A 20,966-nucleotide genomic window follows, 5' to 3' on the forward strand; every position below is an offset into this window, starting at 1 on the left:
GGGTTCAAATCCCCCCAGCTCCACCAATTTAAGCAGGACAGTGCAAGGACAGCACGAATAGAAACAACGAGTTAGCGACACTGCCCAGACAGAGAAACTACTCAAAATGGACAAAAAAATGCACTTAAAATGCACGTGCATTTGAAAGTGACCCCAGATTAAAGCCTCAGACTCACCTCTGAGGCTTTTCTGTTTGTAACTAAGTGAAACAAAAAAACATACATATCTCACCCTCCTTGCTTTATTATTACTGTATGAATAAACAGTCATAGTATGAGGGTTAAATCATGCTTCATGTTGAAGTGACAATCGATAAGAAAAAGAAGCTGCCTGACGGTGCCGCTGCTGCGCTGGCCGTTGAACTCAACAAGCGCCTGCAGCGAAAATTTTCTGATGTTGAAGCTACCGTTCGACTGGCTGGTGGTGATGGGCTATCGGTGCGCGGTGGTACCACGGCTGACAGGGAGGTGATCGAAGAGGTGCTGCAAGATACGTGGGAAAGTGCGGATGACTGGTTTCAACCATAATGAATCCGATCAGTAGCACCATCATTGAAGGGGTAAGGATTTATTACCCCACATCGGCAGAGCCAATGCCTGCACCAGATCCGCAAATGCCATCGTTCACCATTCGGCCTGCTGGTGGCTGGTATTGGCTTTATGCTTACCGTAACGGGGGCTGGCATCTGGCTTACAACCAGCCACTAGCTACCCCCTCTGCTGTCATCATTGCTGCCGTTCGCTATCACTACTGCTAGAACTCCAACCAATCCCGATGGTTACAACCACTGAATAAAATTCCAGCATATGAGAAGAAAAGCTTATGTTCTATCATGCTGATATCGGTAACTATTCATTAGTGCCGGGATAGAGACTATGGTGAGGTTGGTTTAGGGATGGTTGGGGGGAGATATTTTGGAGCGGGAAAGGAAGAAGGATTATAAGTGAATAATACAATATGCATAAACAGCATCGACTCACTTGAGAGCGTATTTAACCGCTTGCAATCAGGTGAGGAAATATTGGTTGAACAACTAAAAGTTGAGCTGTTTGACTCTGTAAAAATCAAGATTTTTGGCGATCTCACACGTTACAATGGGTCGCTACCCGCATCGCTCGCGCAAGGGCTTTGCGAGTTTCAAACAGAGATGTATAAAGTCTATACTTTAATCAGGTACAAAACCGACAACCTTCAAAAACTAGGCAGTGATGACAGAGAAGATGCTGAAATAATCTTCTACATAAACCCAGGATGCACAGAGATTATCACTGCGCTTACTGATCTAATCAAGGCTTGTGGCAATGCATTTGACAAGGTGACGCAAGGGATGAGCCCAACCCAGAAGACAACATGCTTCCTCTTTGCCATAGCTCTATTCGGTGGGGCATGGGTTGGCACGTCATATCTTAACTCAGAGGCTGAAGTTGCTGTAAAAAAAGAAGAGACAAAGCAACAAGAAAACAAGATAAAATCTGAGAACGAGAGACTTACAATCCTTAAGGATGGAATGCTTCAGTCCATGCGTAACAATGCTGGCGTAGATACCATTGAGAGAGCCGAAGGCATACAGGAACATGTAACTAAAGCCTATACTGGCGTACTTAAGTCAGCCAGCGACGCCGATAGAATTGAAATCGAAGGCGCGACCAAGGTTAATCTTTCTCAAAAAGATGTTCATGAGCTTATCAAAAACCCTATCGAAAAAGCCAAGAAGGAAGAGCGAAATCTTGAAGTGGTTATAGACAGCATTAAGAGAACCTCAGAAAAGTTAACACTTAGCTGTCGAGAGCCATCAAGCGATGAGAACTTCCCTGTGTCCGTTGACACTTCATTCATCGACGACAAAGATGAGATCTCCTTGCTGTTTGATGCGATGAAGGAAAATAAATCCGTTAAAATATTGGGCAGTTACACAATTCGCGCAGGTGTCATAGAGAAAGGTAACGCATCTACAATATCAAAACCATGACCCCCCCCCCGATCACTGAGCCGGTTTTTTATGTCTGCCTATCCCCCCAACTATGCGCAACTGTGATCACCACCTAGTTAGCTCCCCGATCGGCTGAGTGATGGCCGGGATTTCTCCCGGCCTGGTCGTTACTCCTTGGTTTCTGGGGGTGGAGAGAACTCTTTACCGTCATACAGAAAACCAGGGGCAACATAGCAATCATCATCAACACCAACCACCTCGGCATCGCCAAAATCGACAGGTGTCGCACCGTCCCACAAGATCACGTTTTCAACGGTCCCGCCCTTGATCAAGCAGTGTCTCATTATGCGTACTCCTCAATGATTACCAGTCCGGGGGCACCATTAAATCCAGATAGAGCAGCCACCGCACCTGCACCGCCTGCCGCGATTGCACCTGAGCCGCCAGCAGCATAGCCAACCGAGTTAGCCGCGTACTGACTGGCCCCCACGGCGCTCTGCCCACCCATTGAGCGGATCGCGCCATTGGCAGACCAGGTGAATCCGGCTGATGCCGTAGCGCCAGGGGTGTTGATAACATTCCCCGTTGTTCCTACTGTGGGGTTTCGCGGCTGGGCACCAAAGGGAAATGAGCTGTTGGCCACGCCCAGGGCGCCACCCACACCACCGGGGGCGGTCAGCGTTCCCACAGATGATGCCCCACCATTGGTGCCATCAGCGACTGAGCTGACACCGCCCGCCCCAACGGTTACCGACAAGGCACCACTGACCGTGATAAAGCTCTCAGCATAAGCACCAGCGGTGCCGCCACCGCCAACTGCCGCCTGAGTGGTTGAAACGGCCTGTGTGCCGCCACCGGCCCCACCACCTCCCCAGACTTTCACACGGATTTTCTTTACCCCCGTGCTTGGTGTGTAGGTACCAGATGCCGTGAATGTCTTGATATTAACCAGCCTGCCGGTACCCAATTTAGTAATGGCATCCGATAACTGGTTTCTCTTTGTCTTATCCAGCGCAATCCCTGCGCTTTCGATAACATTGCAAATTTCTTCCTGCAGGGAGTCGCAGTAATCATCATCAAGCTGAGTGGCCTGGACGCCGGTCTGCGGGTTTCCGCGCGTAAAGCCATTCTTTCCTGTTCCGAACTTGTCTCGCAAGGCGGTGGGCGTATCAATACGATGCATGGTTGGTTACTCCGGGTATTTGAAAATGACATAAGTATGTGAGGGGCAGAGCTTGTTAATGACACATTCCGCCACTGTGTCGCCCCACGTCCTCAGGCTGTCCGTACATGCGGATAGGCATGTCATGTTTGTGATCTGCGTTGCGCCAGGCATGTTGACTTGCCACCAGAAGCGCCAATCATCGCTGTACAGCGCATCGATGCAGGTAGAGGTGCAACGGAAAACATCACTTTCGAACTGCGTGATCGTGGCCCCTTCGTAGCCAAGGGCGTATAGCTGCGCAAGATAAAACGCCTTGTTGATCCCGCCTGTAATATTGATCTTGGCGTCCAGTCGCTGCTGGCGCTGCGCCAAGGTTTGCACGCCAACAGGCGCGCATGAATCAGGCAGCCCGCAAATCTGCTCGTAGCGGTCTATCAACTCCGCCGTGGTTCGCGGGTCAATTTCTAGCATCAGGGTATCGCCGCGCTGGTGTACTCGATGAAGGGATGAGGCCAGACCGAGCAACAACGGATCATCCCCATCCCACGCAGGGCCGCGCGGAAGCAGATTTTTAAGTAGATGCTCGTAGTCTCTTAGCTCCACGTGACCTCCCCGACAACGGGCAACTCCGTGGCACCGAGAGCAACATCACCTACCGGGCTGATTAGCGTATGGTCATACTCACCCGTTGCAATGCTGATCGCCTCGGCAATGCGCGAATGCTCCAGCGTTCCGCCAGGTACGCCATCACGAAAGAACATGGCCCGCAATTCCGCTATCACGGCATACCTCACTGCTGGGGTATCAGGAGTGATACGGATACGGAACGGCACCGCCTTAGCCACAGGCGGAAAGGTGTAGAGGCTTGAGCCGGCGACAGGTGCAAGCGGCAAGATGTGCTCACGAACAGCAGCCACAACACCACCATCCGGGATCGGGTTTTCAAGGTTGCTATTCGCCACCATGACGCCTACTGTTCCTGCCCCCATCCAGTGACGATACGTCCAGGCGCGAGTCACGCCGGGCACCTCTTTGGCCCACACGATGTAATCACCGTCTGCGCCTCCCTGCGGGGTGTAGTACCAACGTTCGATAACCCGCGCCCGCCACTCCTCCAGAGACTCAATGTCAGTGCCGCCCTCAATGCCATCAGCCACCGCCGCTGACGGCAGTCCGCTGATCGGTTGTGTCAGGATCATGCCGATACCGTCATCGGTGTTACCTGCAATGCCAGCCGATGAGCAGATCACCGGGGCAAGCAGAATGCCTGCAACGGATGTGGCCGCCGCTGTCGTGGTGTACTCCATCAAGTCATCACGTTGAATAACTGCACCAGTGGGTACCGTGATACCGTTAGTTACCCCCTCCCAGCGGACAAAGCCGGTTGCCGTTGAGGGTTCTTTTCTAGGGCAGCGCTTCATGTTGCCATGCCGCACCAGCCAATCCTCGTCGCACAGATCCGGCAGCATATTGCGCGCCAGGTAATCGATATAGCCGTAAAGCGTGTGCACCGCTGCCGCCTGCACTCGGCTATAGACCTCAGAGTCAGTGCGGCGCAGAACGGCATCATTTTGAAATCGGGAATTGAGGTCACTGCGGATCTGGGTGATTAACTGCGGAAGGGTTGGGCGGGTAAATCCGCTGTCAGCCATCGGGCGCACTCCATAGGTCGGTTAATGTGATCCGATGGTCTGCACCACCGGTACGGTATAACGTTATCTCTGCCGTGATGGTTTCCGTGCCGTGGCGCTGCACCGTGATTAATGAGCGGGTGATTACACCATCCTCTTTCATCCATGCCAGCGCCTGCTCAATGTAGCCGCGAACCAGCTCAGTGGTTTTGCTGGTGACCTTTTCACGCCTCAGCAGATAAAGGCGAGAGCCGATGCGGTCATTCTGTACGGTGGGGTAGGTATCGCCCCACCATCCCATGGGGTGCACTGAATCATCATCAGGCTCGGCCCGCCGCCAGGTGAACAGCGAAATAATGACCGAGCGAGTTAATGGGTCTGTGGGAGCATGAACAGCCTGCTGCTTGCCATTGACGATCAGTATCATGATTGCCCCATCTTCTGGTTTGGGCCGCCCGTTGTCGGATCGCCGTGCGGGTGATTGTGCTCGTTATAGGTGTCACGGATCCCGGTCATTGTGCCGGTTTTGTCGCTAACCTCTCCGCTGGGTACCTCGAACAGCGGGGTGTTAAAGGTGACCTTCTCCTGAGCATTAACCACGTAGTGCTTTGTGTTCACTTCCACGGTATTGCTTCGCCGCAAGATAATGCTATCCCCTTCGTCGGAGTACAGCGCCACCTCGCCATTTTTCAGGCCGGTAATGCGATAGCGACGATCGGCAACAACAAGCACCACACCATGAGAGCGATCGCCATCAGGGAATGCCGCAACGGCTTCCGCGCCAACATGGGGAGCGCTGGTAAAGCCGTAAGGCTCCAGGTGCTCGATATTGTCCTTTAGCTCGTCGGCGATCATTTGGATTTGCAGCGACTGGCTTTTGCTTTCACTGTCGCTGCGCCTCACCACGGCACGTACCAGCAGATTGGACAACCCACGCTGCAGGCTGCTGATCATTCTATTCATCACCAATCGTCCTCATTATCATCGGCTTTTTTCTTGCCTTTCTTCTGCTTGGGAGGTTTGGGGAGGTAGGCATCGGGCGGACCGATCCGTAACTGCGCGGTGGTTCCCTGCTCACTTTTGCTGTAGGTCACCTCAGCGATCAGCATGTCGCGGTTGGTAAATCCCAGTACAGGATCGTAAACCGTCACCAGTTGGTTTGGCTCCCATAGCTTCCCGTTACCTTGCCGCCAACCCTGCACGGTATAGGTCACCTCATCCGTTCTGGCCGCCCGGCGCAACATCTCGAACTGGCTACGCTCAATGACCGATCCCCCAGTAGCATTGCCAACTTGCTTAATCACCATGGGCCGGTAACGCCTCACGCCACCATCGACGGTTCTGGCTCGGATAGCTGACGTGGTGACCTCACCAAAGTCATCATCATTGCCCGCGCGCTGCCCAGCTACCTGGTACTCGGAGAATCGCTCCTTAATGCTCTGCTCGGTGTCGCAGGAAATAATGTTTTCGCCCAGCACCAGCGCAGTGACGCAATGGGAGGCACCCACTGGCCCGATAACCAACTCACCTGCCGGGTTGTCATAAGCCAGCACCTGCTGCAGCCCCATCATCTTGTCGAGCACGTCGATCACGGTTTCACCAAAATCCACCTGCAGGCCAATGACCGGAGTGCTCTCTATGCCAGCGTTAACCACCGATACGCCAAACGGCCTGGCGAGCTGCTCGGCAATCTGTGTAAACGTCCGGCCTGTGAATTGCGTTGTCATGGCTGAGCAGTCGATCAGGTCAGCAGTTTTGCTACGCCCGACAATGCCGACAGACACGCTGCGGGCGTCGTACCGCACTGGCGTGGCGTCGATGTAGCCGGTGATAACCAAATCGGTACCGATCAGCACGGTAACCGGATCGCCCTTTTTTATCTTTGGCTGCAAGTTTCCAACATCTTCCGAGCCCGGCCACTGCCGGGTTATCTCGATATTGAAATCACGCGCCAGGCGCTCTATGCCCGCCGATATTGAAACGGACGTCCAACCGCCCCACTCGCGATCCCCCACGCGCAATGTCACATTGTTGTCACTCATCGCACAGGTACCTTTAATGTGGCCACCGGAACAAATCCGGGGTGTGTGATTGGATTGCGCCCAATGATGTCGCGCTCCCGTGCTGCGGAGTCGTACCAGTCAGCGGCCAGCACCAGCGCTGGCACAACATCAGTGGGCGTGAGAAGCGCGGTTTTCTCTGTCTGCTCCAACCGCTGACTAATGTCCCGGTTAACATCGGCTCGGACAGTGTTGAGGGCCAAAAACAACGCATCATCCGTAACGCGCAATAGTTCTTGATCGATAGCATTATTCAGCGTGTCGCGGATCTCCGTCAGCGTGTCGTAGCTCAGCGGGGGTTCAATCACCCCTCCATCGTCCAACGAAGTTACAGCCGGGTGCGTGAGCAGCGGCATCTTCACAGGTGGCGCATCGGTACCCACCTCGGCGCGCTGCGGCAAGCGCACTGGCGTGATGATATTCCCCGCCTGTGAGATGGGCGGTTGCGGCAAACTGGAAACGCTACGGGCCGCCTCCGCTAACGCTGTCGTGCGCATGGCCTGAGCAACAGCGTTGGTTTGCTCGGTCTGGATCTGGGTGGTTTTGCTGTCTGTTTTCCACACGCCACGCGGGGCGAGTCCGCGATCAACAGTGAGCCCAGACAGCCCCTTTATCTTGCTGATAATGTCGCCGCTGTTTCTGAACAGTGCATCACCCGATCGCCACATACGCTGTAGCCGGTTGGTGAAATCCATGCCCGAACTGGGCGGCATTAGCAGTACAGACAGGTCACCATCCAAAAGTCGGCCGGCATCACCCATTGCAGAATTCACCCTGTCGAGCGTCTTGATAGCCACGCCCATCATGTCGTGGGCATTTTCAAGTACGCCGTTCTGCAAAAAATCCGGTAGCCCATCCAGCCCGAACGATTTACCAAAAGCGTCAGATGCGCTGTCAGTCATCGCATCGGTGGAAGAAATCAGCTTTTGCCCGGTTGCCACGCCAGAGGTAGGAAATGACAGTTCGCCAGCCTCGACAAATGCAAAGCTGATCGTGCACATCCGCCCATCTGATGAGTTGTGGCTCACGGTCACTTCGCCATCGATGCAGACGTTAAGCTCCCCATACTGCGGGTGTATCAGCTTGCCGGGGCCACCCTGGTTAATGGCGGCGATAAGCTGATCGCGCTGCGCCTGGTAATCATCACCGATCACATAGGCCGATATTCTGTCGCGCCGGGTGACCCGGCCCAGATCTTCGGAATAGGGTTTGTCGCGGTTGGGGTATTCGTGGGTTTGCGTTCTGCGGCCTACCGTGGCCTCATCATCCAGCGTCTTGAAAGGTATACCGCGAAAAGACGCGGGTAATAACTTGTCTTTCCAGCTCATGGTTACCACCAATAAAAAACCCACCTGATGGTGGGTTATGCTTGAGTGCTTAGCGTTTATTTAAATCCCGCAGTATACCTTCCCATCATTTCATCAATATTAATATCTGACGAACTCTTGGTATCTATCTTAAACATTCGAAGTGCATTGTTTTCTGCGTATTGCTTGGCCTTGCCATTAACTGCTACTAATTTATATTTAAATGGCGGATTCGTACCTTCATGATCTTCTCTTACTTCAAATAAAAGAAAGGGGGATGGATTCCTCTCAGGGAGAGAACAGCCTATAGTCCAAACATTTTCTTTCTCGTCAAGCAACTTTCCACACTGAAAATCCGAGTTTCTTATAACATTCGCGATGATAGCGGATTCAATATCACTTGCCGCGTTTTTTACATAGCTAGGCGTGCCACTGTCTTTACCATCGTCGCATGCAGAAAGAAATATACTGAGCGCAAAAATAAAAATAACTCTTCTCATTTAATCCCCCGAGGTCATGAAGGCAAGTTAACTGTTGCTACTAAGGTAACTTATTGGAAAATCGACTATAGCCAACATCATAACCTATGCCAAGCCCTGAGTTATTGGTTTTAGCATTCACAATATTCATCCCTGGCGGTGCATTATCAAACTTAACTGTAATCTCTCCATTTACAGCCTGAGGCCGGACAGATGCTAATGGTACTTTAGAGTTTTGGTTGCCATCCATATTTAGCAGTTCTTTCATGCGGGGGATAAAGCCAGTGTAGCCCCTGTCTTCCTCTCCTTTTTTCAATCTATCGACCAAAATTTCCCCTTTGGATTTTTTGGTATCTTGCGCTTCTTTATCCAGGTCATCCAGTTGCTTAAACAGACTAATCATTACACCGATAGCGATCGTTTTCCCACCATAAGAGATAAGTGTTTTTAGCGCGCTGTTAAGCCCTCTCACCCCGGCACCACCAGAGTTAATACCTTTCAAAAATGAGAGCGCAAAATCGCCCGCCATATACAAAGCAAATCCTTTCATTGCACCTTCCCACCCCCCTACCATATCTACGATGGGTTTAATCTGGCTCCATACCTCTTTAAACATCGGGCCAACCGTATCCCAGTTGGCGATAATTAGCCCACCAGCAGCGATCAATACGGTGAGCAACTTGCCCAATGGTGACATTTTTGTCACAAAACTCATGAAGCCAATGGCTTTAGTTACAGCAGTCACACCGAACGCTACCCCCATTAGATATACACCTAGCTTGAGAGTAGTTTTAATGAGTTCTGGATTGGCCTTTATCCACTGCCGGATGCCACCAAGTAGCGGTTTTAGCTCCTTGGTTCCTTCAACTATTGCGGGCAAAAATAAATCGCCGATAGATATGCTTGCAGAAGCAACCTCATTCTTAAGTAACTGAATAGAGTTGGCTGTTGTCGCTGCTCTCGACGCATATTCCTTCTGCATTGAACCACTGTATTGCTGGGCATCAGTAACTTTACCAAAGTTTTTCTCCAGCAAATCAAGGTTGGTCAGCAGCGGCGCGATAGCCCCCGCAGACTCGCTGCCAAATAACTGGTTCATTGCCGCGGACTGATCTGCCTTGGAGAGCTTCGCCATCGAAGATAGCACTTTCAGCATTGCACCCTTGGAGTCTTTTTGCATTTCTGCGGCCAGCCTTTTCGGGCCTATTCTGAGCTGTTTGAGCACCTTTTTTTGCGCTGCTGTTGCAGAAGATCCGGCAGTAAGCGCCTTCATAAAGTTTTTGATGCCCGTGGCGGATACTTCGGACTCTACCCCCATACCTGCAATGGTCGCCCCGAGAGCGGCAATCTCACCAGACGAAACGCCAGCAATACTACCCAGCGGGCCAATACGGGTAACGATATCTGATATTTTCGCAGCATTGGCGGGGCCGGTGTTGCCAAGGTAGTTAACCTTGTCAGCAAGTGTTACCACCTCGGCCTGGGTCATTTTAAACGCGGTTCGCCACTGCGCCATCATCTGGCCGGATTGTTCTGCCGTCTGATCAAAGGCGATCCCCATTTTTATCGCAGATTCGGCAAACGCCATCAGCTCACTCTTGGCAATACCCGCCTGTCCACCTGCAGCGACGATAGCCCCGATCCCATTGGCAGCCATTGGTAATCTTGTAGACAGCTCCAGTACATCATCAGCCATCTGTTTAAATTGCTGATGAGTATCAAAATCAACAACCTTTTTGACATCAGCCATTGTTGATTCAAACTCAATGGCCTGGTTTATCGGTGCAGCAAACATCGCAGTGATTGCCGCACCGGCAACAGCGGTACCTTGAATAATATCCTTGAATTCCCCCTTAAACTTACGCAGATCCTTCTGCATCGTCGTTAATTGTGGCGACAGCTTATTAACGCCAGTGATGATCGCCTTTAGTTGAAAGCTATCAGCCATTATTTATCTCCGAATCAATGCGCTCCGCCTGCTCTTCAAGCTCCATTATCTTGGAGAGCGGGCAGGTCATTAAAGTTAGGGGGTTGATGCGCCAGAAATAGGCGACGTTATAAACTCGGGTGGTGAAGTTTTTTACGCTGCCGATACCGTAAAAAAACTGACAATCGACATAGAAACTGTCATGACGTCTTTTGGCGCAATTTGTTTTGCCGAGGAGGGGGGGATCCCCGCCAGAATTGGCAGATAACGCAGCGTAGACTTGAGATCTACCTTAATTTCACCCTCCTCCGTAATGGTGAACGGGATCCCACATGACGCCATTTCATCGTAAGTGGGCTCACGCAATGTCAGCTCAATAACTGGCTCACCCGAAACGGTGATTTCTTTCGTTAGCTTAATTGTTTTCACTGATAAAACCCTTCTTCTGAGTGGAATTCGAGATCCGCCGTGCCTTCTTCGGCGTTGTGGTTTGCCTCGCCGTTCAACCAGGCCTCGGAAAGTACATAGACCTTGCCGTTGGCCAGCTCGGCGGTGATCGTCATCGAGTCGGATGAGGTCAGCTTGCTGATCGGGAAATCACCCGGCACTTTAAAGGTGCCTTTGATATACGCCGCGCGGTGGGTTTCTTTGTAATGCACGGAGCCATCCATGCCCACCACATCCTCCTTGACTGCCGTGTTCATCGGTACCTCTATGCCGCCAGTCAGCGATAATTGCTGACCGTCAATCTTGAAATAGCAGGTACCGCCAATGCGTTTGTTTCGGGCCATTACACTGACTCCTCTTGATACTGAAGGCGGAACTGATTAAGCAGGGCAAACACACGCAACTGATTGACATAATCAGGCGGGAACAGCACATCAAGGCGGTTCGGGTCGTTCGCGTTACGCTCCACAATCAGGTATTGAGCGAACAGATCGAAGTTTTCAACGATCGCCGCGCGCTCCAACTGACGGTAAACAGCAAGGATTTCCCCCCGGATCACATTAGGAGTCACGATCGCCTGGCCGGGGCCGAAGCGGGTACCGTCATTCGCCAGCTTGTGGCGGCCATACTTGCTGGTGATCACCGATTTCAGGCGGCGCAGCACGTAGGCGCTGGTGTGCAAGGTTTCGCTGTCCAGAAAGCTGTTATCCGCATTGCCGTAAGCGTTTTTCCGGTACGTGGTGATATCGCGCTGAATGCGCATCACGCCGCCTTCGCTGTACGCCGTAGCAATGCCGTGGGTTAACAGGGATTGCTGCTCGGTCAAGATAAAGCGATCGCCTGCCGGTGCTGGCAATGCGCCATTCAGCAAGCCGGTTTGTGTGGGTCTGGCCGGGTCGTTGCGAATGAATACCGCATTGCGGGCCGTGCGTGCTGCAACCAATTCATCTGTGGCCACCTGCACGCCCAGCTCGTAACCGGCAATGGTCAGGTGCGGATCGTTAAACGTTGAGCCAAACGCCACCAGATCAGACAGCGCGCCCTTTTTGGCGGTATAGACGTGACCATAAAGTTGGCGCGACCATGACCACCGGCCTGTATCGTCATTCATCTCTGCGCCGATAGTTGACAGTGAGGCAGAGTCGCAGAACGGGAAGGCGATAAAATCAAACGGTTCATCACCCATTGCAGCAATGGCCGCTGACAGATTAGGTGCGCCAGCACCTCCAGCCATTGGGGTGATCGCCACGTTGACGCCGTCCGGGTTTTGCTCGCCCCCCAGAGAGCCGCGATAGTTCATGGTGATCGGGATGGTGTTGCCCGTCTGCCCGCTGTTTTTGGCGGTAATGTTGACAATGCTCAATGAGGTGCCCGGCTCCAGCGGTTGTACTCCCGCCCCTGTAACAACAACGCTACTGGTCTGCACCTCGGCGCGGACAGGCAAATCCGGAAGTGCGTTGATGGCGGCGGCAATACTGGCACCAATAACCAGGGGGCTATCGAGTGCAGCAACAATCACCTGCACGCGCGTCGTGCCGACGTAAATCGACAGTGCACCAGCGGCCTGGGCGGTACCAGTGATGGTCAGCTTGCCCGCCGCAGGAGCACCGGCAGGCTCAGGAGTGGCGATCACCCACAATTCGCCAAACGGATCTACCGCACGATAAGCGGACACCATGCGCGCGAGTTGGCTGCCACGCCCCGCAACCTGCCCGGCTTGCCCTGCGCTTGGCATGATAACCAGCTTATTGGGCTCAATCGTGCTACCAGCCAGGGCGTGCGCGATGATCAGCGCCGGGCCGGTGTCTTGCGCCGTGTTGGCTGCGCTATTGTCTATTTCGGCATAGAACAGCGGTACCCGTAAATCATTTGGGATGGTGTTAAAGTTCATTGCTCTCAGCCTCTTCAGGTTTCTGGTTTGGCGCGGCGTCCTTCAGTACCACTTCACCGGAGGCCAAACGACGATGCCAATAATTGGTGTCGGCAACGTTTCTGCCCTCTTTCGGCAAAAAGTCGCCCTTGACCGGATCAGGCACTGACCGGCCATTGCTGGGGATCACATACATAAGGGGTTACTCGTTCAGTGGGATTCTTAACGTGTGCTCGATGTCGCCATCGGGCTTCATGAAATCAACATCGGTGATGACAAGTGCCAGATCTTCAAGTTGCTGCAGATCTTCCCAGTGCTGGGTGTCTTCCGCCGCAATGTCTGTCTTGGCGGAGAAATCGAACTGGTAGTAAAGATGGGCGCGATTCATGTCCAGCAAGTTGCCGCCATCGTACTGAAGCGGGTCGTAGCCCTCCATTTCCCACCCCAGCAACGCTTTCCACAATTCGGCACGGATGTCGTGAACAACATCAAATGCCGCCGCCTGACCGCGCTGATCTGCCGTGTTGTCCATCACAACAATAACCGCAAAACCTTCCGTCAATTCCTGCCAATAGTCGGTTTGCGATCGCTGCTCGCCAACATTGTCATCCAGCGGGATAACCCAGGCTGACGGCAGTTTCATTTTTGCATTATCGGGGATGGGCTTGTATTCAGCCGCCCCGGACACGCGCCCCTCAAATGACGGGCAGCGCAGCCGCAGGGCAGCAATGATTAATGACAGTCTCATTTTTTGACGGGCCTCACTGAGCTTTGGAGCGCTTCGAAAAGAACACGCTCGATCCACGCCTGCTTATTCAGCAATGCTTGCTCCATAAAATTTTTGCGCGGGGCAATCTTCCAGTTGCTGCCACCGGATGCGCCTTTTTTATGGCTCTTGCCTCGCCTTGCACCGCGTCTGACGCCGTACCACAGGAAGGCTGGATAGAAATCACCATTAATCAGCCGGTTCCCTTTACCACCTTTCTGGTTTGGCGCAATTTTTGCCATAAAGCCAGGCCGGGTAGCAGTTGCCGTGGGAACGCGATAGCCAATGGATTTTGCCAGCCGGCCAGTACGGAAACCGGGTACCTCACCTGCTTTTGAGATGGCTCTGCGGGCAACGATGCGCCGAGATTCCGCCATCACTTTCTGCCCAACGGTAACGAATGCGCGGCGCACTCTGGCTTTGTTGAAGGTAATTTCCGGTGTTTGGTCAAAATCGACATGCAAATACAGACCGCTGTTTGAGTTCTCAACCCCCACTATCACCCCCTATAACCTCAACGGTGCCCAATTCCTCAACGCTGATCATCAAAAACCGGCGCTTGTCATTCAGATCCTTGGTACCTTTGATGCGGTAAACCATGCCGTCGATCACCACCTCCTCATCAGTGGTCACACCACGGCGGTACCGGATGATAATTCGGTGAGTGATGGCGGCATCAGCCTGCATAGAATCGATACGAACAGAATCACCGACCGCCGCCAGCTTCGCCCAGGTGCTGAACGTGTTGTGATACACGGTATCGACACCCATATGACCAGAGCCGGGCACATCTTCGCGGGTGCGGAATTGTGCGCGGCGGTTGAGTTCACCAGGGTCCGGAAACAAGTAGGTTGCACTGGTTTGTGCCTGGCGAATTTTCATAGCGGGATATGCCTGTAAGGCTGAACATTCCACACAAAGCCCATCGGTAGCTCAGACTTTTCAAAGTCAGAGACGGATGAGCGATTTTCGTAGTAATGAGTCACCAGCAGCAGCATGCCCATCTTGACATCATCAGGCAGGTGCAACCCGTCTGGATCGGTATCTGGAATTTCACTGTCTGGCGCATACAGTGTGCGATTCAGGTATGTTTCCGTGCGCTTCTGTACCGCCCTCCCAATCAGATCAAGTAGGGCATCTTCTTCGGTAAAATCCAGATCCAGCCTGCATTGCGCCTTTATTTCATCCAGTTTCAGCAACATACTTTCTCCAATGCCCGCCAGATTGCGGGCACAAAAAAACCGCCGAAGCGGTGCAGGGATGCGCAAAATAGCAATTATTTACCGGTCAGCGCCTTGATAGCCGCGGTATCTTCCAGCACGCAATCGAAACGATGGAACGCCAGGAAGGCAGTTTGATCGTACTCGGCATAACGTTCAACCAGGCGCTTCAGCGTCATGTAGGTGATACGGCGCAAAATGAAGCGATCGAAGTCGCCGCAGTAAATAAACTTCTTACCCGTCGCCATACTGTCGATCGCCTGATCGATAACGTACTGCATACCCAACACCGAAGCGGGTGCTACACCGACAATATCCGGCAACCACAGGGGGCGCTTGTTACCGTCCACCAGCTCAGAAAGCATTTTCAGCGTAGAGTCATTAAACGCAAGGCGGAACTTGGGTCCGTTACGGTAGGCCGGATCAATGCTGTGTTTAAGGGTATTCACATCCGTCCAATCCAGCGTGAGCGCCTTGGCCGCCACCGTACCGGTAACAGAGACTTCGAGCCCTTTCGGCTGAACTGGAGAACCGGTGCCGGTGCCTTTAACTATGTATTTGGCTTCGCCGCGGCCAATGCGCTGAGCAATCCGGCCTGCCAAATAGGCCTCAATATCCACCCCGCTATCCTGCAGCAATTCATTGGAAACCCGGATAATTTTGGAACTGAGCTTTTTCGCCCCCAGGATCGCGGTACCGAATTCCACATCCTGCTCGGATGCAGCGGTATTCTCGCCCAGCAGTTCGCCTTCTTCTGCCGTGCCGTCAGAGGTTGACCAGGTGATATCCTGCCCGTTGGATGAGTTCAGGACTTGTGCCACGCTGGCGATACCGCCATAAGCCTTCATTGCATCAACGATTTTTGCCAGCATTTGAGTGGGTACGGTATAACCGCCTTTTTCATCCGGCGTGGTGCCTTGAGCACGGAGCTCACGCAGAGCGGCGCGCTCTTCTGCACTCAGCTCACCCAGCCCCTGACGAAGGAACTTATCGAATGCAGCAGCACGGCGCTCCTGCTGCTGGTGCTCTGGTTTGTCTTTGTCCAACTGCTGGCGCTGTTCCTCCTGAACATCATCAACAAAGCGCTGATCCATAGCACGCAGCTCCTCTTCGCGGGTGATCTGCTCATCCAGCTTTGTCAGCTCATCCTTGGCCTTGTTCCACTCGGTGCGCTGTTCTTCAGTCCAGGCGTTGTCACCGATCTTTTCATTCAGAGCGCGCATGTCGGTGGCGATGGTGTTACGTTTTTGCTTCAGTTCGTGCAACTTGATAATAGTAGGCATGGTCATTCCTTACACATTGAGTAAAGTCAGCAGGCGCTCGCGCGCCATTCGTTGGTTAATGGCTTTCTGCAACGCGCCACTGTCACGCGCTTCCTGCCAGGCTTTCATGGATCTGACGGCTGAATCCGCCTCTTGATAGGCGGGGTAGGTCACCGGGCTTACGTCAAACAGGCGTGAAACCTTGGTAATCTCGCGGATCACCACCCCTTGCTCGTCCTGATACCAGTCCTCGCCATCACGGGCGACGCGGAAGGAAAAGGAAGATTGATTGATGTCGCCGCGCTGCATTGGACTGATCACCAGATCGCGGATGGTCTGGGTTTCTGGTGCCACGATGTTGTATTGCAGCCCTCGCGCATCGACAGATAACGACAGGGTGCCCGCCGAGCTGCGGCCCAAAATGAAGTTAGGATCGTGGTTAAACAGGCCGCGAACGTCATCCTTCAGCACATCATCGAAAGCGCCGGGCTTGATGATTTCGCGAAAGCCCCACAGCACCTCCGAACGGCTGTCGAACACCGAGCCATAGCCGATAATGTGCGTAGGCTGGTTCTCCTCCTGCTGGGCGCGCACCTCGCCACCGTAACAGCGTGTTTCTCTGTCACTCATTGGGTTTGTCCTCTTTGTTTAAATCGGTAATGTCTTTGGCAGGGTTGGCCGCGTTGACGCTGACCAGCATTTCATCCAGGCCTTCAACCGGGTTCATGTCCTCAAAGGCGCGTGCCTCGTTTCGGCTCATCCACCCATCCGTGATCGCGAAGTGGTAGAACTGAGCGCGCTCTTGCGGTGTGCCACGCAGCAGGCCAGCCAGGTTAAACCGGACGTAATACCCTGCAGCACGCTCGGCGGTGGTGAACAAACGGCGGTTAAGTTCCTGCTCCCAGTTCACGATCCACGGCATCACTGTATGACGTACAAACTGGATGGATTGCTGGGTGATATTGGAGAATGTTGCCTTTTCCAGATCGTTGATCATGTGCGCAGGGACGTTGAAAATACCCGCAATCTGTGAGCGGTTAATCTTCATCAGGTCGATCAATTGGGCATCAACTGGCGAAACAGTCAGGGCCTTGTAATCTAAATCAGCAGGGAGTAGCAGCGTTTTGTTTTCCTGGCCCCGCAAGGCCAGCGCGGCTTTCTGCCACATCTCCTTCAGCCTGGCCCATGAGTCTTTGTTTAACTCCCCTTTCACTGACACAATCCCGGCTGGCCGAGCGTTTCCGCTAAAAAAGTTACTGGTGTACTTTTGCCCGCTCATTCCCAACCCAATGGTTTCGGCATGCTGCAAGATCGGGCTGAGCCCCATTTTCTGGTTATTGCCCAGCGCCCGGATGTGGATCATGTCGTGGGGGTTGATGGCAAAGCTGCCCTCCTCGTTGTATACCCCGTAGGTATAACGACCGCCGGTATTGAGCAGCGTGGTTTCCCACGGCATGCACGCATCAAGAGCAGTAACCTCCCCGCGCCGAGATCGAACAATCTTGGTGTAACCATTCCCCCACCCCAGTACATGCCGCTCTTTCAGTTCCCTCCACTTGTAGCTGGTCTGCCACACGTTAGGCTCATCATGCACCAGGTAAAAAACCGGATGATCTCTGCCCTGCTCCACTTTGTCGCCAGTCTTGCGCATTACGTGCAGCGGCATTTGTGCGATCGTGGATGACAGAACGTAAATACAGGCGTAGACCGCCGCCAGTTTCATGGAGGTTTCCGGGCTGACAAACACGTCACCTGCCCGAAACCCCAGATCAAGACTGTCGCCCGTGATCGGGTTGGCGGGATTTTCCAGCGACTCACTACGGAAAATGGCATCAAGTAGCACGTTTATTCCTCCTGGCCGCCGCCAGCGCAAACGCCAGCATTAAACCGCCACCCGCCATTAACGCGATGGCGGTACCATATTGCAGGTAAAGCCCTGCCACGAGCGAGCCAAAACCGGCCAACCCGCAAAGGTCGATAATGAGTGATTTCATAAGATTAATAGTTCTTCATCTGGGTCGAGGCTTGAGAGGAAGTCGCCGGGCTCATTCAACATGGCGCGGCCAATGGTCATAATCAGAGCGACTGCGCCGTCAATTTTGCTTGCGTCCAGTTCCTTTATCGGCTTGACGACATCATCATTACCCGGCAAGAACTTGCCAATCACGTTACTGAGGCACCAGAGCATGATCGGGTTGCCGTCATGATGAAAACGCCCAGACTCGATCGCGGCCTCCAACTCCTTCATGGCGTCAGACATGTTGGTGTAGTTCTGAATGATCGTGATGGGTGACATGTTTTCATCGGCCAATTCATGCGAAATACCGGTTGCACCAAAGGGATCTATCGGCGACTCCTCCACGGGATTCAGGCGGTTAGCGGCCTTCGCCTCCTCCAGAATGTAACGGTAGTCAACCTCAGCCCCCTCCGTGACGGAAAGCAACTTCATTTCCACCCACTTCTGAAAGCGCTCAGCCGTTCGCCGATCTTCAATTTTTTCGACGCTATACACGGTGTCATAGGGCACCCAAAAGCGCGGGCAAATACTGTAGTAATGCCGCTTGCCATCAATCTCGCGGGTAAACAGGCGCGCCATGCTGTTCATGTCGAGCTTGCGCGCCAGGTCAAACCCCAGGATGCAGGGCTGCCCCTCGAACTGCTCCAGCGTCAGCGTGGTATCTTCACAGCGTTTCAGGCTGACCAGATTGAAAAACGCATTTCGGGCCGACACCCAAATATTCAGATGCTTGGTTTTGAATGGTCCAGCCAATCTGGCGTTATTGATCGCACGCTGCTGCTGACTAAGCAGAAAATCCCGGTAGACTGACACTCCCATATTGGGGTTGGCCTTTTCCAGCGCCGCGGGCTTCGTCCAGTCATCACCCTCATCAACGGTGTAAATGATGCCAAACAGCTCATCGTTAGGTACCGTGCCATTGAGCATTTCAATCACTTCTCGGCGCTTGTCGTAACACGGCCCTTCAATGTTGTAACCTGCCGTGGTGATCGCCCACATCAGCGGTTGCCGCCGGGCACCCATGCCGGTAAGCATGGTGGTATACAGCGCATCGGTCGGGTGCTCATGATACTCATCCACTATTGCCATACTGGGTGATGAGCCGTCGCCAGGGTTGCCGATCAGTGGTTCAAAACGAGCGCCATCTTCCGGCCGGTTCAGGTTTGAAGCGTTAACCTCTATCCCGAAAGCCTCCATCAACATCGGCGTGCGCTTGCACATCAACCGGGCTGGGCGGAATACTTCCCACGCCTGCTTTTCAGTGGTGGCACCCGAGTAAACCTCGGCACCAAACTCACCGTCGCAAGTGAAGCCATAGAGCGCCACCCCAGCCGAGATGGCCGATTTGCCGTTCTTGCGAGGGATCTCGGTGTAGACCTCACGAAATCGGCGCAGTTTGGTACCTTTATGCACCCAGCCAAACACCGCGCAGACAATGAAGAGCTGCCACGGCTCCAGTGTGATCGGCATGCGCTTATAGGCCCACTCCCCTTTTGTGTGAGGCAGTAGCTGGATAAATCGCGCCGCCTGTTCTGCCAGGTCGCGATCGAACCGGTACCGGAACTTGCGGCCCTTCTCTTCTGCCAGATCGTCAAGGTGGCGCTGGCAGGCGCTGATAACAAACTGGCACGCCACAATCTTTCCGCGCGCCACGTCCCGCGCATACTGATTAGCCGCGTTAACGTTGGGGTATGATTTTCTTGTCATGACGTGATCAACTTAATGAAAGGGTTTGTGGATTTCTTTTGCCCGGCCAGGCCAATCAGGCGCTGCCGACTGCCAGGATCAAGGCCGAGCATGGCGCCGGTGCTGCTCATTTCCGATTCCTGCTCTTTTTTGGCTGTCAGTTGTGGGTTCTTTATTGGTCCACCCGTAGCGCCGGTCACGACGTTTCCCTGCTGGGCTATGGACTTCACCGCCCGGCGCCAGAACTCATACGCCACACACCAGCGCTCCAGTACCGCCAAATCAGTTACGCAAAGGATCCCCTGGCCGCAAAGTTCCTTGGTGGTCATCTGCCACATCACCGTGGCAAGGTGCAGCCCCTCCTCCTCAAACCACGAGGGCGGATCAGCACCTTTGATGGGTGTGAACACCGGCTCATCTTTGTTTAGGGCTCGTTTGCCTGGGTTACCGGCCAATTCCTTGCGGGCATTCGGTTTTGGTCGTCGCCCAGAACGGCCCGCCGTTCCGGCCATAAGCGCTCCAGATTAAATTTCATTTTTCGCGGGTATAAAAATACGACGAGGCGGGCAGTACGGAAGGATGAGGGCTGCAGGGATTTTACCCCCCCTACCGCCCCGACAGTCGCTCTCTGGCCGTCTTAGTCCGGTGGCAGGGGGTGCATAGGCTTTGAAGGTTGCCCCCTCTATCATCACCACCGCGCGCCACAGGTACTATGTGATCCACGCAGGTTGCTTCGGTTACCGCCCCTCTACGAAGACACTCCTGACACAACCCCTTATCACGCCTAAGAATACGCAGCTTGATACCATCCCACTGACTACCATAGCCGCGCTGGTGGCGGCTCTGTCCTGGCTTGTAATTACGCCAACCGTCGCCCTTGTGTTCACTGCAAAACCCACTGGAGTCCGTTGTGGTATTGCGACAACCACGCTTGCGGCATGCCTTGGGTGTCCTTGGTGGCATGAGCTTAACTCACCACCGCAGCCGTACTGGCCGCAGATTCGGACTTAATCCAGCCAACGGTGGGCGGCGTGATAGTCACCCAGTCATCAACAACATGGCCCTGAGCATCAACAGCAGGAGCAGTCGGTGAATCAACCAGGCGCACCAGGCCTGACTTAACCTGCACCGTTACCGTATTGGTGCCATCGGTAACCTTGACCCATGCAGCGGTCAGATCTAAAACTCGCGTCGCCATA

The 20,966-nt window shown here is 53.5% G+C and carries 29 protein-coding genes; 3 read left to right on the plus strand and 26 right to left on the minus strand.

Annotated elements, in window-relative coordinates; all coding sequences use genetic code 11:
* Positions 1-287 precede the first annotated feature (287 nt).
* The 3 genes from IV04_RS20880 to IV04_RS20885 all read left to right on the plus strand — a co-directional run bounded on the left by IV04_RS20880 (position 288) and on the right by IV04_RS20885 (position 1,969).
* Positions 288-527, plus strand: coding sequence for a DinI-like family protein (locus IV04_RS20880; protein WP_037395316.1), 240 nt, complete (start codon positions 288-290; stop codon positions 525-527).
* Positions 527-757 (plus strand): hypothetical protein, encoded by a 231-nt coding sequence (locus IV04_RS26240; RefSeq protein WP_152562930.1) that lies wholly within the window; start codon positions 527-529, stop codon positions 755-757. The genes IV04_RS20880 and IV04_RS26240 overlap by 1 nt, the downstream gene beginning before the upstream one ends.
* Before the next feature lie 186 nt (positions 758-943).
* Complete coding sequence (locus IV04_RS20885; protein WP_037395314.1) at positions 944-1,969, plus strand: hypothetical protein; 1,026 nt, start codon at positions 944-946, stop codon at positions 1,967-1,969.
* 128 nt (positions 1,970-2,097) lie between these two features.
* Here the strand turns inward: IV04_RS20885 and IV04_RS26460 are convergent, their stop codons facing one another.
* The 26 genes from IV04_RS26460 to IV04_RS21010 form a co-directional block, all read right to left on the minus strand.
* Entirely contained in the window at positions 2,098-2,274 is a 177-nt protein-coding gene (locus tag IV04_RS26460) for a hypothetical protein (protein WP_156106822.1), read from the minus strand.
* Positions 2,274-3,113: a hypothetical protein gene (locus IV04_RS20890; protein ID WP_037395312.1), complete on the minus strand. Its 840-nt coding sequence runs from the start codon at positions 3,111-3,113 to the stop codon at positions 2,274-2,276. The genes IV04_RS26460 and IV04_RS20890 overlap by 1 nt, the downstream gene beginning before the upstream one ends.
* A 6-nt stretch (positions 3,114-3,119) precedes the next feature.
* Positions 3,120-3,698, minus strand: a complete 579-nt coding sequence (locus IV04_RS20895; RefSeq protein ID WP_037395310.1) for a YmfQ family protein — start codon at positions 3,696-3,698, stop codon at positions 3,120-3,122.
* On the minus strand, positions 3,689-4,747 hold the full coding sequence (locus IV04_RS20900; protein WP_037395308.1) for a baseplate J/gp47 family protein: 1,059 nt from the start codon (positions 4,745-4,747) through the stop codon (positions 3,689-3,691). The genes IV04_RS20895 and IV04_RS20900 overlap by 10 nt, the downstream gene beginning before the upstream one ends.
* A complete protein-coding gene (locus tag IV04_RS20905; RefSeq protein WP_037395306.1) occupies positions 4,740-5,153 on the minus strand; it encodes a phage GP46 family protein in 414 nt (137 codons plus the stop codon). The genes IV04_RS20900 and IV04_RS20905 overlap by 8 nt, the downstream gene beginning before the upstream one ends.
* Positions 5,150-5,689: a phage baseplate assembly protein V gene (locus tag IV04_RS20910; protein WP_037395304.1), complete on the minus strand. Its 540-nt coding sequence runs from the start codon at positions 5,687-5,689 to the stop codon at positions 5,150-5,152. Before IV04_RS20910 ends, IV04_RS20905 begins: the two co-directional genes overlap by 4 nt.
* A complete protein-coding gene (locus IV04_RS20915; protein ID WP_037395302.1) occupies positions 5,689-6,768 on the minus strand; it encodes a phage baseplate assembly protein in 1,080 nt (359 codons plus the stop codon). Before IV04_RS20915 ends, IV04_RS20910 begins: the two co-directional genes overlap by 1 nt.
* On the minus strand, positions 6,765-8,114 hold the full coding sequence (locus tag IV04_RS20920; RefSeq protein ID WP_037395299.1) for a DNA circularization protein: 1,350 nt from the start codon (positions 8,112-8,114) through the stop codon (positions 6,765-6,767). The genes IV04_RS20915 and IV04_RS20920 overlap by 4 nt, the downstream gene beginning before the upstream one ends.
* 56 nt (positions 8,115-8,170) lie before the next feature.
* Positions 8,171-8,593: a hypothetical protein gene (locus IV04_RS20925; RefSeq protein ID WP_037395296.1), complete on the minus strand. Its 423-nt coding sequence runs from the start codon at positions 8,591-8,593 to the stop codon at positions 8,171-8,173.
* A 40-nt stretch (positions 8,594-8,633) separates the two neighbouring features.
* Positions 8,634-10,520, minus strand: a complete 1,887-nt coding sequence (locus IV04_RS20930) for a phage tail tape measure protein (RefSeq protein ID WP_037395293.1) — start codon at positions 10,518-10,520, stop codon at positions 8,634-8,636.
* Positions 10,521-10,652: 132 nt separating this feature from the next.
* Positions 10,653-10,928 carry a phage tail assembly protein gene (locus tag IV04_RS20935; RefSeq protein WP_037395290.1) on the minus strand — a complete coding sequence of 92 codons (276 nt, stop codon included), beginning with the start codon at positions 10,926-10,928 and terminating at the stop codon, positions 10,653-10,655.
* On the minus strand, positions 10,925-11,290 hold the full coding sequence (locus IV04_RS20940) for a phage tail tube protein (RefSeq protein WP_037395287.1): 366 nt from the start codon (positions 11,288-11,290) through the stop codon (positions 10,925-10,927). The genes IV04_RS20935 and IV04_RS20940 overlap by 4 nt, the downstream gene beginning before the upstream one ends.
* The gene (locus IV04_RS20945; protein WP_037395283.1) at positions 11,290-12,837 is read right to left on the minus strand and encodes a phage tail sheath subtilisin-like domain-containing protein; all 1,548 of its coding nucleotides are present in this window, start codon (positions 12,835-12,837) and stop codon (positions 11,290-11,292) included. The genes IV04_RS20940 and IV04_RS20945 overlap by 1 nt, the downstream gene beginning before the upstream one ends.
* Positions 12,827-13,012 carry a DUF2635 domain-containing protein gene (locus tag IV04_RS20950; protein WP_037395280.1) on the minus strand — a complete coding sequence of 62 codons (186 nt, stop codon included), beginning with the start codon at positions 13,010-13,012 and terminating at the stop codon, positions 12,827-12,829. The genes IV04_RS20945 and IV04_RS20950 overlap by 11 nt, the downstream gene beginning before the upstream one ends.
* Positions 13,013-13,018: 6 nt before the next feature.
* Positions 13,019-13,564: a hypothetical protein gene (locus tag IV04_RS20955; protein WP_037395277.1), complete on the minus strand. Its 546-nt coding sequence runs from the start codon at positions 13,562-13,564 to the stop codon at positions 13,019-13,021.
* Positions 13,561-14,079: a hypothetical protein gene (locus IV04_RS20960; protein ID WP_037395274.1), complete on the minus strand. Its 519-nt coding sequence runs from the start codon at positions 14,077-14,079 to the stop codon at positions 13,561-13,563. The genes IV04_RS20955 and IV04_RS20960 overlap by 4 nt, the downstream gene beginning before the upstream one ends.
* Positions 14,069-14,464, minus strand: a complete 396-nt coding sequence (locus IV04_RS20965; RefSeq protein ID WP_037395272.1) for a phage head closure protein — start codon at positions 14,462-14,464, stop codon at positions 14,069-14,071. The genes IV04_RS20960 and IV04_RS20965 overlap by 11 nt, the downstream gene beginning before the upstream one ends.
* A complete protein-coding gene (locus IV04_RS20970) occupies positions 14,461-14,784 on the minus strand; it encodes a head-tail connector protein (protein ID WP_037395269.1) in 324 nt (107 codons plus the stop codon). The genes IV04_RS20965 and IV04_RS20970 overlap by 4 nt, the downstream gene beginning before the upstream one ends.
* Before the next feature lie 74 nt (positions 14,785-14,858).
* Positions 14,859-16,073, minus strand: a complete 1,215-nt coding sequence (locus tag IV04_RS20975) for a phage major capsid protein (protein ID WP_037395711.1) — start codon at positions 16,071-16,073, stop codon at positions 14,859-14,861.
* A 21-nt stretch (positions 16,074-16,094) separates the two neighbouring features.
* A complete protein-coding gene (locus IV04_RS20980) occupies positions 16,095-16,694 on the minus strand; it encodes an HK97 family phage prohead protease (RefSeq protein WP_037395267.1) in 600 nt (199 codons plus the stop codon).
* Entirely contained in the window at positions 16,687-17,907 is a 1,221-nt protein-coding gene (locus IV04_RS20985) for a phage portal protein (protein ID WP_037395263.1), read from the minus strand. The genes IV04_RS20980 and IV04_RS20985 overlap by 8 nt, the downstream gene beginning before the upstream one ends.
* Positions 17,897-18,058 carry a hypothetical protein gene (locus IV04_RS26620; RefSeq protein ID WP_037395260.1) on the minus strand — a complete coding sequence of 54 codons (162 nt, stop codon included), beginning with the start codon at positions 18,056-18,058 and terminating at the stop codon, positions 17,897-17,899. The genes IV04_RS20985 and IV04_RS26620 overlap by 11 nt, the downstream gene beginning before the upstream one ends.
* Complete coding sequence (locus IV04_RS20995; RefSeq protein WP_037395257.1) at positions 18,055-19,788, minus strand: terminase large subunit; 1,734 nt, start codon at positions 19,786-19,788, stop codon at positions 18,055-18,057. The genes IV04_RS26620 and IV04_RS20995 overlap by 4 nt, the downstream gene beginning before the upstream one ends.
* Entirely contained in the window at positions 19,785-20,279 is a 495-nt protein-coding gene (locus tag IV04_RS21000) for a phage terminase small subunit P27 family (RefSeq protein WP_037395255.1), read from the minus strand. The genes IV04_RS20995 and IV04_RS21000 overlap by 4 nt, the downstream gene beginning before the upstream one ends.
* Before the next feature lie 94 nt (positions 20,280-20,373).
* Positions 20,374-20,730: an HNH endonuclease gene (locus IV04_RS25485; RefSeq protein ID WP_037395253.1), complete on the minus strand. Its 357-nt coding sequence runs from the start codon at positions 20,728-20,730 to the stop codon at positions 20,374-20,376.
* Between the two features lie 4 nt (positions 20,731-20,734).
* Positions 20,735-20,965 carry a hypothetical protein gene (locus tag IV04_RS21010; RefSeq protein ID WP_037395249.1) on the minus strand — a complete coding sequence of 77 codons (231 nt, stop codon included), beginning with the start codon at positions 20,963-20,965 and terminating at the stop codon, positions 20,735-20,737.
* Between the last annotated feature and the right edge of the window lies 1 nt (position 20,966).

The organism is Serratia sp. Ag1, from assembly GCF_000743355.1.
In the GTDB taxonomy this organism is placed as follows: Bacteria; Pseudomonadota; Gammaproteobacteria; order Enterobacterales; family Enterobacteriaceae; genus Chania.

Excerpts from the sequence above, each read along its gene's own strand:
- IV04_RS20880 (WP_037395316.1), top strand. The coding sequence starts at position 288 with ATGCTTCATGTTGAAGTGACAATCGATAAGAAAAAGAAGCTGCCTGAC.
- IV04_RS26240 (WP_152562930.1), top strand. The coding sequence starts at position 527 with ATGAATCCGATCAGTAGCACCATCATTGAAGGGGTAAGGATTTATTAC.
- IV04_RS26460 (WP_156106822.1), bottom strand. The coding sequence starts at position 2,274 with ATGAGACACTGCTTGATCAAGGGCGGGACCGTTGAAAACGTGATCTTG.
- IV04_RS20890 (WP_037395312.1), bottom strand. The coding sequence starts at position 3,113 with ATGCATCGTATTGATACGCCCACCGCCTTGCGAGACAAGTTCGGAACA.
- IV04_RS20900 (WP_037395308.1), bottom strand. The coding sequence starts at position 4,747 with ATGGCTGACAGCGGATTTACCCGCCCAACCCTTCCGCAGTTAATCACC.
- IV04_RS20905 (WP_037395306.1), bottom strand. The coding sequence starts at position 5,153 with ATGATACTGATCGTCAATGGCAAGCAGCAGGCTGTTCATGCTCCCACA.
- IV04_RS20910 (WP_037395304.1), bottom strand. The coding sequence starts at position 5,689 with ATGAATAGAATGATCAGCAGCCTGCAGCGTGGGTTGTCCAATCTGCTG.
- IV04_RS20915 (WP_037395302.1), bottom strand. The coding sequence starts at position 6,768 with ATGAGTGACAACAATGTGACATTGCGCGTGGGGGATCGCGAGTGGGGC.
- IV04_RS20920 (WP_037395299.1), bottom strand. The coding sequence starts at position 8,114 with ATGAGCTGGAAAGACAAGTTATTACCCGCGTCTTTTCGCGGTATACCT.
- IV04_RS20925 (WP_037395296.1), bottom strand. The coding sequence starts at position 8,593 with ATGAGAAGAGTTATTTTTATTTTTGCGCTCAGTATATTTCTTTCTGCA.
- IV04_RS20930 (WP_037395293.1), bottom strand. The coding sequence starts at position 10,520 with ATGGCTGATAGCTTTCAACTAAAGGCGATCATCACTGGCGTTAATAAG.
- IV04_RS20940 (WP_037395287.1), bottom strand. The coding sequence starts at position 11,290 with ATGGCCCGAAACAAACGCATTGGCGGTACCTGCTATTTCAAGATTGAC.
- IV04_RS20945 (WP_037395283.1), bottom strand. The coding sequence starts at position 12,837 with ATGAACTTTAACACCATCCCAAATGATTTACGGGTACCGCTGTTCTAT.
- IV04_RS20950 (WP_037395280.1), bottom strand. The coding sequence starts at position 13,012 with ATGTATGTGATCCCCAGCAATGGCCGGTCAGTGCCTGATCCGGTCAAG.
- IV04_RS20955 (WP_037395277.1), bottom strand. The coding sequence starts at position 13,564 with ATGAGACTGTCATTAATCATTGCTGCCCTGCGGCTGCGCTGCCCGTCA.
- IV04_RS20965 (WP_037395272.1), bottom strand. The coding sequence starts at position 14,464 with ATGAAAATTCGCCAGGCACAAACCAGTGCAACCTACTTGTTTCCGGAC.
- IV04_RS20970 (WP_037395269.1), bottom strand. The coding sequence starts at position 14,784 with ATGTTGCTGAAACTGGATGAAATAAAGGCGCAATGCAGGCTGGATCTG.
- IV04_RS20980 (WP_037395267.1), bottom strand. The coding sequence starts at position 16,694 with ATGAGTGACAGAGAAACACGCTGTTACGGTGGCGAGGTGCGCGCCCAG.
- IV04_RS26620 (WP_037395260.1), bottom strand. The coding sequence starts at position 18,058 with ATGAAATCACTCATTATCGACCTTTGCGGGTTGGCCGGTTTTGGCTCG.
- IV04_RS20995 (WP_037395257.1), bottom strand. The coding sequence starts at position 19,788 with ATGACAAGAAAATCATACCCCAACGTTAACGCGGCTAATCAGTATGCG.
- IV04_RS21000 (WP_037395255.1), bottom strand. The coding sequence starts at position 20,279 with ATGGCCGGAACGGCGGGCCGTTCTGGGCGACGACCAAAACCGAATGCC.
- IV04_RS25485 (WP_037395253.1), bottom strand. The coding sequence starts at position 20,730 with ATGCCACCAAGGACACCCAAGGCATGCCGCAAGCGTGGTTGTCGCAAT.
- IV04_RS21010 (WP_037395249.1), bottom strand. The coding sequence starts at position 20,965 with ATGGCGACGCGAGTTTTAGATCTGACCGCTGCATGGGTCAAGGTTACC.